Raw genomic sequence first — 16,128 nt, forward strand, 5'->3', positions numbered from 1 at the left:
GCGTCAATGCAGGGCGATGTCAGTCGCCGCCGAACACCGAGCCATGGCGTTGCCGCAGCTCGTTTTTCTGGACCTTGCCGGTGCCGCCCAGCGGCAGGCTTTCGACAAACAGCACTTCGTCGGGCAGCCACCACTTGGCAACACGCTCTGCGAGGAAGTCCAGGATCTGCGCCTTGTCGAGTGACTGGCCGGGCTTGCGCACGATGAAGAGCAGCGGGCGCTCGTCCCATCGGGGGTGCTTGACGCCGATGACAGCGGCCATGGCCACCGCCGGATGCGCCACGGCGGCGTTCTCCAGATCGATGGAGCTGATCCACTCGCCGCCCGACTTGATCACGTCCTTGGTGCGGTCGCGAATCTGCACCACGCCCTGGGGGCTGATGGTGGCGATGTCGCCGGTGGGGAACCAGCCATCGGCCAGCGCCGAACGCTCGGCCTTGTGGTACCGGTCCACGATCCACTGGCCGCGCACCATCAGCTCGCCCTGCGCCACGCCGTCGCGCGGCAGGCTGGCGCCGTTTTCATCCACCAGCTTGAGCTCGATGCCGAACACCGACTTGCCCTGCTTGGCGACCAGGGCGTGGCGGTCCTCGGGTGGCAGTTCGGCATCGGCAGCGCCCAGCACGCTCATGGTGGCAATGGCCGTGGTCTCGGTCATGCCCCAGCCGTGGCGCACCTCCACGTCGTACACGTCGTTGAACTTGGCGATCAGCGCCTTGGGCATGGCCGATCCGCCCACGCCCGTGCGCCGCATGGTGGTGAACCGCAGCTGGTGCTGCTCCACATGCTGGATGAGGCCCATCCAGATGGTGGGCACACCCGCGCTGACGGTGACGCGCTCGGTCTCCATCAGCTCGTACAGGCTGGCGGCGTCCAGGCGCGGGCCGGGCAGCACCAGCTTGGCCCCGCCAATCAGGGCCGCATAGGGCAGGCACCAGGCGTTGATGTGGAACATGGGCACCACGGGCAGGATGGTCTCCCGCGCGCTGATGCTCAGCACGCCCGGCATGCAGGCCGACAAGGCACTGAGCACCAGCGCCCGGTGCGAATACAGCACGCCCTTGGGGTTGCCGGTGGTGCCCGAGGTGTAGCACAGCGCTGCGCCGGTCTTTTCATCACATTCGGGCCACTCAAAGCGGTCATGCTGGCCGGCCACCAGTGTCTCGTAGGCCTCGACCCCGGGCACCCCTTGCAGGTCGATGGTGCCGAGCGTGTCCGCATCACACAGCGCCACCCAGTGCCGCACGCGGGGGCACGACGCAGCGATGGCGCGCACCAGCGGCGCAAAGGTAGTGTCAAACAGCACCACCTCGTCATCGGCGTGGTTGACGATGTAGGCCAGCTGCTCGGGGTGCAGGCGTGGGTTGCAGGTGTGCATGACCATGCCGCTGCCGGACACGGCGTAGTACGCCTCCAGGTGGCGGTGGTTGTTCCAGGCCAGCGACCCCACTACGCTGCCAGGGCGCAGGCCCAGCGCCTGCAATGCGTTGGCCAGCTGCCGGGCGCGCCGGGCCATGTCGGCAAAGCGGTAGCGGTGCAGGCTGCCATTGGTGTCGCGCGAGACGATTTGCTGGTCGCCGTACTGGTTCTCACCGTGCTCGAGGATGGCCGAGACCAGTAACGGCCGATCCATCATGCTGCCGGGCTGCTGCATTGCTGTCGTCTCCTTGTGGTGTGCGCGGTGCTGCATCGCGGTATCCGTGGGATGCCGGTGCAGAGCCCTCTTTGCCGGGGCTGCCGCATCGTCGCAAACAACGCGGGGCGTGCTTGTCTTCTACGTGACTGGAGCGCACAGCACCGCCGTGGTGCACGAACGGGTCACAGGCCCAGCGCTGTGAAAAGCCCGTCCACGCGCGCCTGCACGGCGGCGTCCATGGCCATGGGGCGGCCCCATTCGCGCTGGGTCTCGCCGGGCCACTTGTTCGTGGCATCCATCCCCATCTTGCTGCCCAGGCCGCTGACAGGCGAGGCAAAGTCCAGGTAGTCGATGGGGGTGTGCTCCACCAGCAGCGTGTCGCGGGCAGGATCCATGCGGGTGGTGATGGCCCAGATCACGTCTTTCCAATCGCGCACGTCCACATCGGCATCCACCACCACGATGAACTTGGTGTACATGAACTGGCGCAAGTGGCTCCACACGCCCATCATCACGCGCCGCGCGTGGCCCGCGTAGGCCTTGCGGATGCTGACCACGGCCATGCGGTAACTGCAGCCTTCGGGCGGCAGGTAGAAATCAACGATCTCGGGGAACTGCTTTTGCAACAGCGGGATGAACAGCTCGTTCATCGCCAGGCCCAGCACGGCGGGCTCGTCGGGCGGTTTGCCGGTGTAGGTGCTGTGGTAGATCGCGTCCTTGCGCAGGGTGATGCGGTCCACGGTGAGCACGGGGAACTCGGCGCATTCGTTGTAGTAGCCGGTGTGGTCGCCGTACGGCCCTTCCAGCGCATGCTGCCAGCCGCTCGGGTGGCTCGCGTCGGGCTGGATGTGGCCTTCGAGCACGATCTCGGCGGTGGCGGGCACTTGCAGGGGTACGCCCAGAGCGGGCGTGACTTCGGTGCGTGCGCCGCGCAGCAGACCTGCGAACTGGTATTCGCTTAAAGAATCCGGCACGGGCGTGACGGCCCCCAGCAGCGTGCCCGGGTCCGCCCCCAGCGCCACGGCCACGGGGTAGGGCTGGCCGGGGTGGGCGGCGCAGTGGTCGGCAAAGTCCAGCGCCCCGCCCCGGTGCGCCAGCCAGCGCACGATGACCTGGTTGCGCGAGAGCACCTGCTGGCGGTAGATGCCCAGGTTCTGCCGCGCCTTGCGCGGGCCACGCGTGATGGTCAGACCCCAGGTGATGAGCGGGGCCACGTCGCCGGGCCAGCAGTGCTGCACGGGCAGGCGGTCGAGATGAACGTCCGGCCCCTCCCAGACCTCCTGCTGGCAGGGTGCGCCGCGCGCCACGGTGTGCGGCGCCATGTTCCACAGGGTCTTGAGCAGCTGGCCCATGCCCAGCATGTCCTTGAAGCCTTTCGGCGCCTCGGGCTCCTTGAGGGTGGCCAGCAGTTCGCCCAGTGCGCGCACGCCGCGCAGGTCGGCCACGCCCATGGCGCGGGCCACGCGGTCTGTGGTGCCAAACAGGTTGGTGAGCACCGGCATGCGGTGGCCCGTGGGCTGGGTGAAGAGCAGCGCCGGGCCGCCTGCGCGCAGCACGCGGTCGCTGAGCGCAGTCATCTCCAGGTGGGGCGACACGGGCTCCGCCACGCGACGCAGGTCGCCCGTGGCTTCGAGCTGGGCCATGAAGTCGCGCAGGTCGCTGTAGGCCATGTCAGGTTCAGGATTTGAATGAAATCGGCCGGTAGCGCAGGTATTGATTGCGCTAGCAGCTATAAATTAAGGAGCATTCAGCTCCAGGCCCTGCCACCGGGGCGCCAGGGCGTGCGGCACATCCATGAGGTCGAGCACGCGCGCCACGCTGTAGTCCACCACCTCGCCCACGGTCTGGGGGCGCAGGTAGAAGGCGGGCAGCGGCGGGCAGATGATGCCGCCCATCTCGGTCACGGCCACCATGTTGCGCAGGTGCGTGAGGTGCAGGGGCGACTCGCGCACCATCAGCACCAGGCGGCGGCGCTCCTTGAGGGCCACGTCGGCCGCGCGCGTGAGCAGGTTGTCGGCCAGCCCATGCGCTATGGCAGCCAGCGTGCGCATGGAGCAGGGAGCGACCACCATGGCATGGCACTGGAACGAACCACTGGCAATGGCCGCGCCCACATTGGCCACGTCGTGCACGCGGTGGGCCAGGGCCTCGACGGCGGGGCGGTCCATGTCCAGCTCGTGCTGCAGGTTGCGCCAGCCGGCGTCGGAGACGACCAGGTGGGTCTCGATGCCGCTTTGGCCCTGCAGCACCTGCAGCAGGCGCGCGCCGTACACGGCGCCGCTGGCGCCCGAGATCGCGACGATGATGCGGCGGGTGTGGGCAGCATCAGCCATGCGAGGGCTCCATGGCGGCAGAGCGAACCAAGGGCTGTGCGCGCTGGTCGGCCTCCACCTGCTCCAGCACCAGCGTGGCCTGCACGGGGTCAAAGTCTTCGTGCGTGCGCTTTTTCACACCGTATTGCTGCAGCTGGTAATGCCGGTCGGCCACGATGCCATGGCGCGCCAGCGTGCTTTTCACGCAGACCAGCGGACAGCCGTCGAGCGCGATGATGGGCCGGCCCGAGCGCACGGTCTTCATCAGGTGCGGCACATCGCCCCCCACGCCCGCAATGCACGACATCTCGGCCACGCCGCGCCGGTCGAGCTGCAGCGCCACATGGTTGGCCAGCTGCGCGGCGCTGGAGCAGCCGGAGCAGGAATAGACCAAGGGGTGGTTCTGGGGATGGGTGTCGGTGGTCATGCTCACCCTCCGTTGCGTGGAGTGGGGTCCAGGCGGCGGCGCAGGTGGCCCAGCACCTGGCGCGGCGCCAGCTTGTGCACCCACTGGCGCGGGTCCAGCACGGGCAGCTCGATCGCATCAAGCGCGTTCTTCACCACCAGGCCCAGCTCGGTGTCGCCCTCCATCGACAGGCGGCGGCTGAAGAACAGCGTGTCCGGGTCTTGCTGGCGCTGGGCCAGCAGCAAAAAATCATGGGCTGTGGCGCTCAGCGTGACGTCGGCCACCTGCGGCGGCACCAGCGGTGCATGGGGGGCGAAGCGCTGGCCCGTCCAGGCAAAGTCGAACGCCACGCGCGCATCGCGCACCTGCACCCGCATCTTCTTGTGCAGCAGCACCTGGCCCACGTCCGCAGGCAAGTGCCGCGCGAGCGCCAGGTTGAGCGCGGTTACCAGCAGCTGCGAGCCAGGGTAGGCGGGCAGGCGCGCCAGCACAGCGCCCACGGGCGCAGGAACGACCAGGGGGAAAGGAAGGGGAGAAGCCGCCATGAGACAGAAGGGCCCTCAGGCCACGTAGAAAAACACGGTGAAAAAGTGGCAGACGCTGCCGCCCAGCACAAACAGGTGCCACAGCCCGTGGCCGTGGCGCACGCGGTGGTCCAGCGCATAGAAGACGATGCCCAGCGTGTAGCAGGCGCCGCCCGCCAGCAGCCAGGCAAACCCGGCTGGGGTGAGCGCCTGCCACAGCGGCACCACGGCCACCAGCGCCAGCCAGCCCATGAGCACATAAATGACCAGCGACAGCACGCGTGCGCCACGCGCCCACCAGATCTCCTGCGCAATGCCCAGCAGGGCCAGGCCCCACACCACGCCCAGCAGCGACCAGCCCCAGGGCCCGCGCAGCGACACCAGCGCAAACGGCGTGTAGCTGCCCGCAATTAGCAGGTAGATGCTGCAGTGGTCCAGCTTTTGAAGCACGGCCTTGATGGTGCGCCGGCGCACGCTGTGGTACGCGGTGGAGGCCGCGTACAGCGCCACCAGCATGGCGCCGTAGATGCTGAACGCCACCACCTTCCACGGATCGCCCAAGCGTGCAGCAAGGGTGATGAGCACGGCCGTGCCTGCCATGGCGAGCAGCGCGCCCACCAGGTGGCTGATGCTGTTGAAACGTTCTCCGGGGTACATGCGGTGATTCGCTTTTTTTGCGTTATGGATGCATCGCAGGCCGCGTGGCAGCACCACGCGCTGCCCCTTGCAGCCCCTGCTCCAGGCCCGGGCGACCGAACCAGTAGCCATTGCAGGGCAGATCGGGCATGAAGGGCTGCATGCGCTCCACAAAGTCGGGGGTCTTTTCAGCCGTCTCTTGCGCAAGCACTGCGCGGCGGGCTTCGTCAAACGCGGCGATCACCTGCGCCATGTGCTGCGCCTGCGGGCTCAGTCGCACCACGTCCACGCCCTGGGCCTGCATCGCCGCCAGTTCGTTGGCCAGGTTGTAGACGCGCGCCGATTGCGTTTGTGTGCCGTTGAGCACCAGAAAACCCTCGCCCTCGCGCGTGCGCAGCGGCAGACCGTCGGCGTGTTGCAGGCAGCTGAACTGGCAGTCGTCCTTGGGCAGGTTGCGGTGGCGGGCGGTGAAGCAGCGCGCCGAATAGGCCAGGGGCATGCGGCCGTAGGCAAACACCTCGGTCTCGATGCCTGCGGGCCGCTGCGCCAGCACAGCAGCGAGCGCGTCCTGCGACATCTCCAGCGGCATCACCCAGCGCGTTGCGCCCAATTGCGCCATCCATTGCAACGAGGGCGCGTTGTACAGGTTCAGGTGCGGCCCGGCCACAAAGGCTTGCGGCCCGGCGGGCGCACGCGAGAGGCAGCCCACGGCCCCCATGTCATTGGCCTCGACCAGGAACTCGCCGTTGCCCGTGATCTTGTGCATCACCCCCACGTCGGCGCTGGACTCGATGAGCACTTGGCTGGACAGCACCACCTCCTTGCCCGCGTCCCGCAGCATGCGCGCCAGTGCCAGCCAGTCGGCCAAGCGCAGCTCGTGGCGGCGCGAGCATACCGTCTCGCCCAGGTACACCACATCCACAGGCGTGGCGGCTATGGCCTCGTAGAACGCGAACACGGTGTCGCGGGGCCAGTAGTACAGCAGCGGGCCGAGAGAGAGTTTCATGGGGCGGTCTCAAAGGTTTTCATCGTGGTAACCAGGCGCCAAAGCGGCTCACTGAGTTCGAATCTGGCGCGGGCCAGGCCAGCGACCGCCGCGCTGGCGGTGTCCCCCTTTCCCGCATCGCGCAAGCGAGGCGAGAGAAGGGGGAAGCCGCGCAGCGGCTCAGGGGTTGTCGCCTGATCATTTCATTTCCAGGGGCGGTAGTAAGCGCCCAGCGTGTGCTGCTGCCCCTCGGCCACCTGGTCCAGGCTGGCCATCCAGCGCGTCTTGGGCGCATAGCGGTGCGGGTAGGACAGGCACTGGTCCATGGCCTCGCGCCAGACCTGGGTGACCTGCGCCACATACGCGGGGCTGCGCTGGCGGCCTTCGATCTTGATGGCGCGCACACCCATCTTGAGCAGCTGGGGCAGCAGCTCCAGCGTGTTGAGGCTGGTGGGCTCTTCGATGGCGTAGTAGTTCTCATCGTCCCCCACGTCGAAACGCCCCTTGCACAGCGTGGGGTAGCCCGCGTTCTCGCCGGGCGCATAGCGGTCGATGAGCACGCCGTTCAGGCGCGACTCGCGGCCCTGCGGGGTCTCCACCCAGCGCACGGCCTTCGGCGGTGAACACACGCCGTGCGTGTTGGGCGATTCGCCCGTCGCGTACGACGACAGCGCACAGCGCCCCTCGACCATTACGCACAGACTGCCAAAACCGAACACCTCGATCTCGACCGGCGTGCGGTCGATGACCTGGCGTACCTGCTCCATCGACAGCACACGCGGGAGCACGGCGCGCACGATGCCGAACTGCTCGCGGTAGAAGTTGATGGCCTCGTAGTTGGTAGCCGAGCCCTGCACCGATAGGTGCAGGCGCAGCCGGGGATGGTGCTGCACCGCGTAGTGCATGAGGCCAGGGTCGGCCAGGATGACCGCGTCCACGCCCAGGTCCACCGCCTTGTCCAGTGCGCTACGCCACGGCCCGGGGTTGGCCGCCTGCGGGTAGGTGTTGAGTGCCATGAAGACCTTGCAGCCGCGCGCGTGGGCATAGCCAATGCCCTGGGCAATGGCCGCCTCGTCGAAGTTGAGGCCCGCAAAGTTGCGCGCGTTGGTGGCGTCGCGCAAGCCCAGGTAGACACAGTTGGCGCCGTGGTCCACAGCGGCCTTCAGGGCGGGCAGGCTGCCCGCGGGGCAAACCAGTTCCATGGCAGGGCCAGCCGCCCCGGGCAAGGCGGTGGCCGTCGATTTCAAGAGATCCATCACAAACATTCAAACGCTTGCCCCGGTGGGGAGCCACAGCACTGGGCGCCACCATACGGGGGGCTCTCCGCGCATCCGCTGATCTTCATCAACGGCAGTGCACAATGCCGGAGCAAAGCAGTCGGGTTTTGATGTGCTCCAGCCTTCCCGGCGTTCCACACCGCCCACCGGCCTTGACTTGCATCCAGTGCCCTGCGTGGGACATCCATTTCATAAAGACGCCAAAAGGCGCCCTCTGCCGTGAACAAGAACCTGTGGTTGCTGGCCCTGTGCCAAGGCCTTTTCCTGACCAACAACGTCGTCTTCATCGCCATCAACGGGCTGGTGGGGCTGCAGCTCGCGCCCTTTGGCTGGATGGCCACGCTGCCGGTGATGGGCTATGTGGTGGGCGGTGCGCTGTCCACGCCGCTGGTGGCCAGGACGCAAATGCGCTGGGGCCGCAAGGTGTCGTTCCAGATCGGGCTGGCCGTGGCCGTCGTGTCGGCCGCGCTGTGTGCCTGGGCCGCGTTCAGCGCCAGTTTCTGGCTGCTGTGCACGGCCACGGTGGTGGCGGGCTACTACAGCGCCAACGGTGGCCTGTACCGTTTTGCCGCCGCCGAACTGGCCAAGCCGGACTACCGCGAAAAGGCCGTGTCGCTGGTGCTGGCCGGTGGCCTGCTGGGCGCCGTGGCAGGTCCCAACCTGGCCAGCGCCACGCGCACGCTGTTCCCGGTGCCGTTTGCGGGCGCGTACATCGCGCTCATCGGCGTGGCACTGCTGTCCATGCTGTGCATGACAGCCATCCGGTTCGAAATGCAACCCGTGGTGCTCAACGCTGCGGGCCAACGCGAGCCAGGGCGCCCCCTTTCTGTGCTGATGCGCCAGCCTGCCTTCATCGTGGCCATTGTGGGCGCCGCGTTGGGCTATGGGGTGATGAACCTGCTGATGGCGGCCACGCCGCTGGCCATGCAGGTGTGTGGCTTTGACTTTGATGCCTCGGCACTGGTGCTGGAATGGCATGTGATCGGCATGTTCGCGCCCGGCTTTGTCACCGGCCACCTCATCAAGCGGTTTGGTGTGTTGCCCATCATGGGCACGGGGGTGTTGCTCAACCTGGCGTGTGTGGCGGTGGCGCTGATGGGCGTGGAGCTGCACCACTTCGGCATTGCGCTGTTCTTGCTGGGCGTGGGCTGGAACTTCCTGTTCACCGGCTCCACCACGCTGGCCATGACGGCCTACCGCCCCGAGGAAAAAGACCGCGCCCAGGCAGCCATCAACTTCTGCGTGTACGCCACACTGGCGCTGAGTGCGTTCTCGTCGGGCGTGCTGGTCACTACGCAGGGCTGGACGCTGTTGAATGCCGGATCGCTGGTGCCGATTGTGGTGACGGGGCTGGCGCTGGCCTGGCTGGGTTTGCAGCGCCAGCGTGCTTCAAGCGGCGCCTGAAGACCGGCCTACCGCAGCGCCCTCTGCCTGCGCCGTGGTGCGCAGCCACTGTGCAAAGGCCGCCACCGCAGGGTCTTCCAGGCGCCCCGGCGCCACAAAGAGGCTGTAGCCCCGCGCACCGCTGTCGTGGTGCGGGTGGGCCAGCACCAACTCGCCCGATTGCAGTTCGCGCTCCACAAAATACCGGGGCACCAGGCCAATACCCAGATCGGCGCGCACCGCCTCCACCAGCATCGAGAACAGATCAAAGCGGTGGCCGCCCAGGGTGTGGGCCGGCACGCGCGTGATGCCCGCGCGGCCCAGCCAGTCGTCCCACGCCCCCAGGCGGGAGCTGAGCTGCAACAGCGGCACGGCCCGGAAGTCGCCGCGCTCTGTGGCGCGCCGGTGGCGCGACTGTGGCGCGCACACGGCCACGCAGACCTCGGGCATCAGGGGCGCGGGCACCACGCCGGGCCAGGCCGCGTCGTCGTACTGCACGGCCACGTCGAACGGGATCTCCGCCATGTAGATCTGCGTGGGGTACACCTGCAGGTGCAGGCTGCAGCCTTTGTGCTGTGCGAGGAAGGCCGGCAGCCGGGGCAGCAGCCAGCGCTCGGCAAACACCGGCACGCAACCCACCAGCAGGCGCGCGCCATCGGGCCGCTGGGCCATGGCTTCGAGTGTGTGGTTCTGCAACCGCAGCAGGTCGCCCACGATCTGCGCGTGGTAGCGGCGGCCCACGTCGGTGAGCGTGGAGCCGCGTGCGCCGCGCTGCACGAGCTGCAGGCCCAGCTGGCCCTCCAGCAGGCGCAGCTGCTGGCTCACGGCGCTGTGGGTGAGGCAGAGTTCTTCGGCCGCCTTGCTCACGCCATGGTGGCGCGCCACGGCATCAAAAACAAGCAGGGCGCGGGTGCTGGGGATGTGTTTGCGCATGTAAGAAAAACTGTCGGCTGGGCAGATTAAAGCAGAGCCCAGGGGCGGGGTTCGGTCCAACAATTGCATGGCACTGCATGCCGGCCCACGGCTCCATCCACGATGGCTGGACAGGCCAGTCACTCCTTCCGTTTGTGTTCGTGTTTCGCTGGATCACCATGACTCTCCCTCTCCATACCTTCCGTGCCACAGCCCTTGCGGGTGCCATGGCCCTCGCCTGCTCCGCCTTGCTGCCCGGTGCCGCCCATGCGCAGTTCGGCGCCGTGGCGCCCACGCCCACCACGCTGCGTCCCGCCGTGGACAAGGCCTACGGCCAGCTGATGGCCGCACCCCAGATCCTGCAGCTGCTCGACGCCGTGAAGGCCGACCACGACCGCGCCACCGAAGACCTGCGCATGCTCACCGAGATCGAGGCGCCGCCGTTCAAGGAACAAAAGCGTGCCGAAGCCTTCCTGGCCCGGCTCCAGGCCCTGGGCCTGACCAATGCCGCCATTGACGCCGAAGGCAATGTGGTGGGCGTGCGCAAGGGCACGGGCAACGGACCCAAGCTGGTCATCTCGGCCCACCTGGACACCGTGTTCCCCTCCGGCACCGACGTGAAGGTGAAGGAGCGCGACGGCAAGCTGTATGCGCCCGGCATCTCCGACAACACGCGCGGCCTGGCCGTGCTGTTGTCGTGGCTCAAGGTGTTGAACGACCAGAAGATCGCCACCGTGGGCGACCTGGTGTTTGTGGGCAATGTGGGCGAGGAAGAGCTGGGCAACCTGCGCGGCATGAAGCATTTGTTCAAGGAGCACCTGGACATCGACGGCATGGTGGCGCTGGAGCCCGCGCCCGATGGCACGGTGCTGGTGCTGGGCACGGGCAGCCACCGCCACGAGGTGACCTTCAAGGGCCCGGGCGGCCACAGCTACGCCGCGTTCGGCGAGGTGCCCAGCGCCATTCACGGCATGGGCCGCGCCATTGCCAAGATCGCCGAGATCCGCACGCCCAAGAGCCCCAAGACCACCTTCACCGTGGGCACCGTGGGCGGCGGCACGTCCGTCAACACCATCGCGCCCGATGCGCGCATGGCGGTGGACATCCGCTCCGACGAAATGGCCCCGCTGCTGGCCACCGAGAAGCAGGTGCTGGCCGCCGTGGACAGCGCCGTGACCGAAGAGAACGCACGCTGGGGCGTGAACACCCTGAGCGCATCGACCAAGCTCATCGGCGACCGGCCCGGTGGCCGCACCGCCGCCGACGCGTTGATCGTCGAGGCTGCCGTGCGCGCCAACACCGCCTTTGGCCGCAAGACGGTGCTGGCCGGTGCCAGCACCGATGCCAACGTGCCCATGGCGCTGGGCATCCCCGCCATCGTGATCGGGGGCGGCGGCAAGACGGGCGGCTTCCACGCACTGTCGGAGTGGATTGACCTGACGGATGCCTGGAAGGGCGCCCAGACCTCGCTGGTCACGGTGCTGGGGCTGGTGGGGGTACAAGGTGTGAGTGCGCCGCTGCTCGACAAGCGCCCACCCCGCACCAAGTAGTGGCGCGGCACCCCAGCGGCGTCACCCCGTTCACGATTGTTGACACGAAGGCGCCTCCGAGGTGCGTACCATGGATGGTTCCGTCCGGGCTGGCGCACTGCCGCCCTTCATTCCTCTGCAGGAGAACACCATGGGTTTGCTCGATTCCGTTCTGGGTGCCGTCATCAACAATGCGTCGCAAGGCGGTAACGGCGCCGCTGCATCCGGTGGGGCCGGTGGTGGCCTGGGTGGCCTGCTGAGCCTGGCCGCACAAAACCCGCAGCTGGTGCAGGCCGTGATGTCCCTGATCAGCAACGATGGCCCGGTGGGCGGCCTGCCGGGGCTAATGGCCAAGTTTCAGCAGGCCGGGCTGGGCAATGTGATGGCGTCCTGGCTGAGCACGGGGCCCAACCACGCAATATCGGGCGAGCAGCTGTCCCAGGTGCTGGGCAGTGGCCCGCTGGCGCAGATCGCGTCGCAATTGGGTGTGGGCCCCAGCGCTGCGGCGGGGCAGCTGGCCCAGGTGTTGCCGGGCCTGGTAGACCACCTGAGCCCCCAGGGCCAGGCGCCCCACGGCGGGTTTGGCAATGCCAACGATCTGCTGGAGATGCTCGGCGGCCTACTTCAAAAATAATAGCAACCGGGTCATATTGCACTAGCGCAACCAGCCGTTTTCTCTGAACTCAGGCCACCCGGTGCCTGCCTACGGCCTTGCAGGCACCGCGCAGCCCCGCACCAGCCATTGCCGCAGCAGGTCGAACACCGGCTCCACCAGTTCCGGGCTTTCGTTGAACAGCTCGTGGAACAAGGGCTCAAAGCAGTGGGACTGCACCACAGCCTTGGGTGCAGCGGCCGCAAAGGCACGGCTGCCCGCAGGGTTGACCAGCTTGTCGCTGCCCGCCCACATCAGCAGCGTGGGCACGCTCCAGTGCGCAGCGCGGGCCACGGTGGCGGGGCCACCCTCGGCAATGAAGCGGGCCAGGCGCGCGCTGATGCGGTCGTGGCACAGCGGATCGGCCAGGTAGGCCGCCACCACGGCGCTGTCATGCGAAAGGTACTGCGCGTCCAGCCCATTGCCCACGCGCAGGTTGGGCGCGATGCGCGGCAGCGTGGCCAGCAGCAGTTTTTGCACGGCGCCCAGGCCGGCATCGAGTGCAGGGGAGGACAGCACCAGCGCATCCACCGGCCGCAGGTGCAGGGACACAAACCGCGAGGCCACCAAGCCGCCCATGCTGTGGCCCAGTAGCACCAGGGGTTGCCCTGCCGGCATGCGGGCGCGGGTGGTGTCCACCAGGTCCGCCAGATCGTCCAGCAGGCGCATGTCCGACGTGAGCCCGCCGCGCGGCCCGGCCGACTCGCCATGGCCGTATTGGTCATAGCCCCGCACCGCAAACCCCCAGTCGTTGAGGCGGCGGGCCAGCGCGTCGTAGCGGCCCACATGCTCGCCCAGGCCGTGCACCAGCAACACCGTCCCCCGGCAGGGCTCGCCCTGCGGCAAGGGCCAGTCCTGCACGGCCAGGTTCTCGCCATCGCTGGCGGTGAAGGTGGTCAGGGTGGAGGGCGCAAGTTCTTCGTCGTTGAGGGTCATGGTGAAAGGGCTGGCACGGACTAGGGAACAGAACGCGGATCAGGCGGGGCGCAATACCGGGGATGCCGAGCAAGGGCCGCCCCGCAGTGAGGGCATCGTCCCCCTTCCCGAAGTCGCGCAGCGATTTCGAGAGAAGGGGGGAAGGCGCGCAGCGACTCAGGGGGTTGTACCCGAGCTTTGGGCCATGGCCGCCATCACGTGTGCCACGGAAGCGGTGAGGCGCTTGGCATACGGCACATGCAAAAACTCGTTGGGGCCGTGCGCGTTGCTCTTGGGGCCCAGCACGCCACAGACCATCATCTGCGCGGTGGGGAAGCCTTCGCTGAGCATGTTCATGAGCGGAATGGTGCCGCCCTGGCCGATGTAGCCGCAGGGTGCGCCAAAGTGCGCCTGTGAGGCCTCGTTGAGCGCCTGCTCGAACCAGGGTGTGGTGGCCGGGGCATTCCAGCCCGTGGCACCGCCGCCGCTCTGGAAGGTGACCTTGGCCTGGTAGGGCGCGTTGTCTTCCAGCAGCGCTTTCAGATCCTGCACGGCTTGCGCGGCGTCCACCAGCGGGGGCAGGCGCAGGCTGAGCTTGAAGGCGGTGTAGGGGCGCAGCACATTGCCAGCGTCCTGCAGCGCCGGGAAGCCCTCGGCACCGGTCACGCTGAGCGTGGGCTCCCAGGTGCGCTTGAGCAGGGCCTGCACCGGGTCGGTGGTGGTGGGCAGTGCAAACGTGGTGGAACCTCCGCAGTCGTAGTGCGCCCAGGGGAAGCGGCGGTACACCTCTTCGCCCAGGATGGCCGCCGTGGCGCGGGCCTGGGCCAGCCGGTCGGCGGGCACCTCGCAATGAAAGCTCTGGGGCAGCAGGCGGCCGGTGGCGCTGTCTTCCAGCCGGTCGAGCACCTGCCGCATGATGCGGAACGACGAGGGCACCAGGCCCGAGGCGTCGCCCGAGTGAATGCCCTCGGTCAGGATCTCGACCTTGAGCGTGCCGCTGGCCATGCCGCGCAGGCTGGTGGTGAGCCACAGCTGGTCGTAGTTGCCGGCGCCCGAGTCCAGGCACACGACCAGCGCCACGTTGCCCATGCGGGGCTTCAGTGCATCGATGTAGGGCAGCAGGTCGCGCGAGCCGCTTTCCTCGCAGGTTTCAATGAGGCCCACGATGCGCGGGTGCGGCACGTTCTGGCGCTTGAGTTCCTGCACCGCAGCGATGCTGGCGTACACCGCATAGCCGTCGTCGGCGCCGCCCCGGCCGTAGAGCTTGCCGTCTTCGTACTTGGGCGTCCAGGGGCCCAGGTCGCTGCGCCAGCCGGAGAACTCGGGCTGCTTGTCCAGGTGGCCGTACATGAGCACGGTGTCGGTGGCGCCGGGCTGGGTGGCGGCGATCTCGAAGAACAGCACCGGGGTGCGGCCTTCCAGGCGCACGATTTCGAGCGTCAGGCCCTCGACCTTTTGCGACTCCACCCAGGCGGCGGCGTTGCGCACCACGGTGTCGAGCAAGCCCAACTCGGCCCAGTCAGCAGCGAACGTGGGGGACTTGGCAGGGATGGCGATGTAGTCGGTGAGCTGGCGAACAATGTCACTGTCCCAGGCCTGGCTGACACGCTGCAGGGCAAGCTCAGGCTGAAGGACTTGGGAGGGCACGCGGGCGTTCATGGTGGGGCTCCTGAAGGCAGAAGGTGATCAATCCGCCATTCCAACACAACCCCCCGCCGGGCGCCATCGATCAATACAGAGACTCGGGCAGGGTCTCGGGATTGGCCTGGGCCGCCAGCTGGGCGCTGGGGCGGCGCAAGCCCGTGGCCACCTCGACGCGGTTGCGGCCGTTGTTCTTGGCCTGGTACAGCGCGCGGTCGGCGGCAGCAATCAGCATGTCCCAGCTGTCGCCCGACTCCAGTCGCCCGCCAAACACGCCAATGCTCACCGTGACCGCAATGCCCGGGCCGGGCACGCCATCAGCAGGGCAGCGGGACTCCTCAACCGCCTTGCACAGCTCGCGCGCCAGTTGCTCGGCGCCCGTGAGGCCGGTGTCGGGCAGCAGCACCATGAACTCCTCGCCCCCGTAGCGGCCCACCAGGTCCTGCGCACGCACGCGCTGGCGCAGGACGTTGACCACGCTGCACAGCACGCGGTCACCCGCCGGATGGCCGTACTGGTCGTTCACATCCTTGAAGTGGTCGATGTCCACCATCATCAGCGCCATGGGCTCGCGCATGCGCTGGGCACGGGCCACGTCGCGGTCCAGCGCGGCGATCAGCGAGCGGCGGTTGGCCACGCCGGTGAGCGGGTCCAGCGCGGCCAGCACGCGGTTGTTTTCGTCGGCCCGGTCGCGCGACATGAACACAAAACCCACCGAGCTGACGAGCACCACCGAGAACGTGGCCAGAAAGGTCAGCGTTTGCAGCGCGCTGCTTTGCAGGATGCTGGTGGCATCAGAGTGCGTACTCAGGGCCACAACAGCGCGCCCGCCCAGCACCAGGGCCTCCAGCGCCAGTCCTGCCACCAGCAGCCATTGCCCGCGCCCTACGGTCACGTTCCGCTGCGACAACGCCGCCAACAGCGCCCACACCGCCTGCAGCCCGATGGCCAGGCCCACAAAGCTCACCCGCGCCGGAAAGTTGTCGATGAACACCGAGACAAAAACCAGCACCAGCGCCGGTGGGGCCAGCAGCAGCGGCCAGCGCACCGGCCGCCCCTGGAACTGGTAGACCGCCGCAATCAGGCCCACGAACACGCTGGACAGCATCAGGTTGCCGACCACGATGGACAACACATCGGGGATCAGGCCGCGCAGCATGATCAGCAGGTGCCCGATGGCGTTGACCAGCAGGGCCGCCGCCCAGCGACCCAGGCCATCGCGCCGCCGCCCCCAGCCCACCACGGCCATGGAGGCCGCCATCATGAGGGAACTGGCAATGATCATTGCCAGCATGGTGGGGACGTGGGCAGCCATGGATG

The 16,128-nt window shown here is 67.9% G+C and carries 15 protein-coding genes; 3 read left to right on the forward strand and 12 right to left on the reverse strand.

Annotated elements, in window-relative coordinates:
- Positions 1-19: 19 nt before the first annotated feature.
- From IB236_RS05470 to IB236_RS05505, 8 genes are all read right to left on the reverse strand, one after another.
- Complete coding sequence (locus tag IB236_RS05470; protein WP_192419317.1) at positions 20-1,654, reverse strand: long-chain-fatty-acid--CoA ligase; 1,635 nt, start codon at positions 1,652-1,654, stop codon at positions 20-22.
- A 164-nt stretch (positions 1,655-1,818) separates the two neighbouring features.
- A complete protein-coding gene (gene ubiD, locus IB236_RS05475; protein WP_192419319.1) occupies positions 1,819-3,306 on the reverse strand; it encodes a 4-hydroxy-3-polyprenylbenzoate decarboxylase in 1,488 nt (495 codons plus the stop codon).
- A gap of 66 nt (positions 3,307-3,372) precedes the next feature.
- Positions 3,373-3,969, reverse strand: coding sequence for a UbiX family flavin prenyltransferase (locus IB236_RS05480; protein ID WP_060987236.1), 597 nt, complete (start codon positions 3,967-3,969; stop codon positions 3,373-3,375).
- The gene (locus tag IB236_RS05485; protein ID WP_060987235.1) at positions 3,962-4,375 is read right to left on the reverse strand and encodes a putative zinc-binding protein; all 414 of its coding nucleotides are present in this window, start codon (positions 4,373-4,375) and stop codon (positions 3,962-3,964) included. Before IB236_RS05485 ends, IB236_RS05480 begins: the two co-directional genes overlap by 8 nt.
- Before the next feature lie 2 nt (positions 4,376-4,377).
- Positions 4,378-4,899, reverse strand: a complete 522-nt coding sequence (locus IB236_RS05490; protein WP_099731704.1) for an SCP2 domain-containing protein — start codon at positions 4,897-4,899, stop codon at positions 4,378-4,380.
- Positions 4,900-4,914: 15 nt separating this feature from the next.
- The gene (locus tag IB236_RS05495) at positions 4,915-5,535 is read right to left on the reverse strand and encodes a hemolysin III family protein (protein ID WP_192419321.1); all 621 of its coding nucleotides are present in this window, start codon (positions 5,533-5,535) and stop codon (positions 4,915-4,917) included.
- A 22-nt stretch (positions 5,536-5,557) separates the two neighbouring features.
- Positions 5,558-6,520: a U32 family peptidase gene (locus IB236_RS05500; RefSeq protein ID WP_192419323.1), complete on the reverse strand. Its 963-nt coding sequence runs from the start codon at positions 6,518-6,520 to the stop codon at positions 5,558-5,560.
- A gap of 182 nt (positions 6,521-6,702) precedes the next feature.
- A complete protein-coding gene (locus IB236_RS05505) occupies positions 6,703-7,755 on the reverse strand; it encodes a peptidase U32 family protein (RefSeq protein ID WP_192419325.1) in 1,053 nt (350 codons plus the stop codon).
- A gap of 240 nt (positions 7,756-7,995) precedes the next feature.
- Between IB236_RS05505 and IB236_RS05510 the strand changes: the two genes are divergently transcribed.
- Positions 7,996-9,180 (forward strand): MFS transporter, encoded by a 1,185-nt coding sequence (locus IB236_RS05510; RefSeq protein ID WP_192419327.1) that lies wholly within the window; start codon positions 7,996-7,998, stop codon positions 9,178-9,180.
- Here IB236_RS05510 and IB236_RS05515 read toward each other — a convergent pair.
- Positions 9,166-10,092, reverse strand: a complete 927-nt coding sequence (locus IB236_RS05515) for a LysR family transcriptional regulator (RefSeq protein WP_192419329.1) — start codon at positions 10,090-10,092, stop codon at positions 9,166-9,168. The two genes, IB236_RS05510 and IB236_RS05515, sit on opposite strands and share 15 nt — an antisense overlap.
- Before the next feature lie 158 nt (positions 10,093-10,250).
- Between IB236_RS05515 and IB236_RS05520 the strand changes: the two genes are divergently transcribed.
- Complete coding sequence (locus IB236_RS05520; protein WP_192419330.1) at positions 10,251-11,621, forward strand: M20/M25/M40 family metallo-hydrolase; 1,371 nt, start codon at positions 10,251-10,253, stop codon at positions 11,619-11,621.
- Between the two features lie 130 nt (positions 11,622-11,751).
- A complete protein-coding gene (locus IB236_RS05525) occupies positions 11,752-12,234 on the forward strand; it encodes a YidB family protein (RefSeq protein WP_192419332.1) in 483 nt (160 codons plus the stop codon).
- Between the two features lie 69 nt (positions 12,235-12,303).
- On the opposite strand, the gene IB236_RS05530 is transcribed toward IB236_RS05525, so the two are convergent.
- From IB236_RS05530 to IB236_RS05540, 3 genes are all read right to left on the reverse strand, one after another.
- Positions 12,304-13,188 (reverse strand): alpha/beta hydrolase, encoded by an 885-nt coding sequence (locus IB236_RS05530; protein WP_192419334.1) that lies wholly within the window; start codon positions 13,186-13,188, stop codon positions 12,304-12,306.
- 156 nt (positions 13,189-13,344) lie between these two features.
- Positions 13,345-14,826 (reverse strand): M20 family metallopeptidase, encoded by a 1,482-nt coding sequence (locus IB236_RS05535; protein ID WP_192419336.1) that lies wholly within the window; start codon positions 14,824-14,826, stop codon positions 13,345-13,347.
- Positions 14,827-14,896: 70 nt separating this feature from the next.
- Positions 14,897-16,123: a GGDEF domain-containing protein gene (locus tag IB236_RS05540; RefSeq protein ID WP_121941445.1), complete on the reverse strand. Its 1,227-nt coding sequence runs from the start codon at positions 16,121-16,123 to the stop codon at positions 14,897-14,899.
- Between the last annotated feature and the right edge of the window lie 5 nt (positions 16,124-16,128).

The sequence above is a fragment of the Acidovorax sp. ACV02 genome, assembly GCF_014851475.1.
In the GTDB taxonomy this organism is placed as follows: domain Bacteria; phylum Pseudomonadota; class Gammaproteobacteria; order Burkholderiales; family Burkholderiaceae_C; genus Acidovorax; species Acidovorax delafieldii.

Coding starts and splice junctions, on each gene's coding strand:
- IB236_RS05530 (WP_192419334.1), bottom strand. CDS start 13,188: ATGACCCTCAACGACGAAGAACTTGCGCCCTCCACCCTGACCACCTTC.
- IB236_RS05525 (WP_192419332.1), top strand. CDS start 11,752: ATGGGTTTGCTCGATTCCGTTCTGGGTGCCGTCATCAACAATGCGTCG.
- IB236_RS05500 (WP_192419323.1), bottom strand. CDS start 6,520: ATGAAACTCTCTCTCGGCCCGCTGCTGTACTACTGGCCCCGCGACACC.
- IB236_RS05535 (WP_192419336.1), bottom strand. CDS start 14,826: ATGAACGCCCGCGTGCCCTCCCAAGTCCTTCAGCCTGAGCTTGCCCTG.
- IB236_RS05515 (WP_192419329.1), bottom strand. CDS start 10,092: ATGCGCAAACACATCCCCAGCACCCGCGCCCTGCTTGTTTTTGATGCC.
- IB236_RS05480 (WP_060987236.1), bottom strand. CDS start 3,969: ATGGCTGATGCTGCCCACACCCGCCGCATCATCGTCGCGATCTCGGGC.
- IB236_RS05505 (WP_192419325.1), bottom strand. CDS start 7,755: ATGGATCTCTTGAAATCGACGGCCACCGCCTTGCCCGGGGCGGCTGGC.
- IB236_RS05485 (WP_060987235.1), bottom strand. CDS start 4,375: ATGACCACCGACACCCATCCCCAGAACCACCCCTTGGTCTATTCCTGC.
- IB236_RS05520 (WP_192419330.1), top strand. CDS start 10,251: ATGACTCTCCCTCTCCATACCTTCCGTGCCACAGCCCTTGCGGGTGCC.
- IB236_RS05495 (WP_192419321.1), bottom strand. CDS start 5,535: ATGTACCCCGGAGAACGTTTCAACAGCATCAGCCACCTGGTGGGCGCG.
- IB236_RS05540 (WP_121941445.1), bottom strand. CDS start 16,123: ATGGCTGCCCACGTCCCCACCATGCTGGCAATGATCATTGCCAGTTCC.
- ubiD (WP_192419319.1), bottom strand. CDS start 3,306: ATGGCCTACAGCGACCTGCGCGACTTCATGGCCCAGCTCGAAGCCACG.
- IB236_RS05490 (WP_099731704.1), bottom strand. CDS start 4,899: ATGGCGGCTTCTCCCCTTCCTTTCCCCCTGGTCGTTCCTGCGCCCGTG.
- IB236_RS05470 (WP_192419317.1), bottom strand. CDS start 1,654: ATGCAGCAGCCCGGCAGCATGATGGATCGGCCGTTACTGGTCTCGGCC.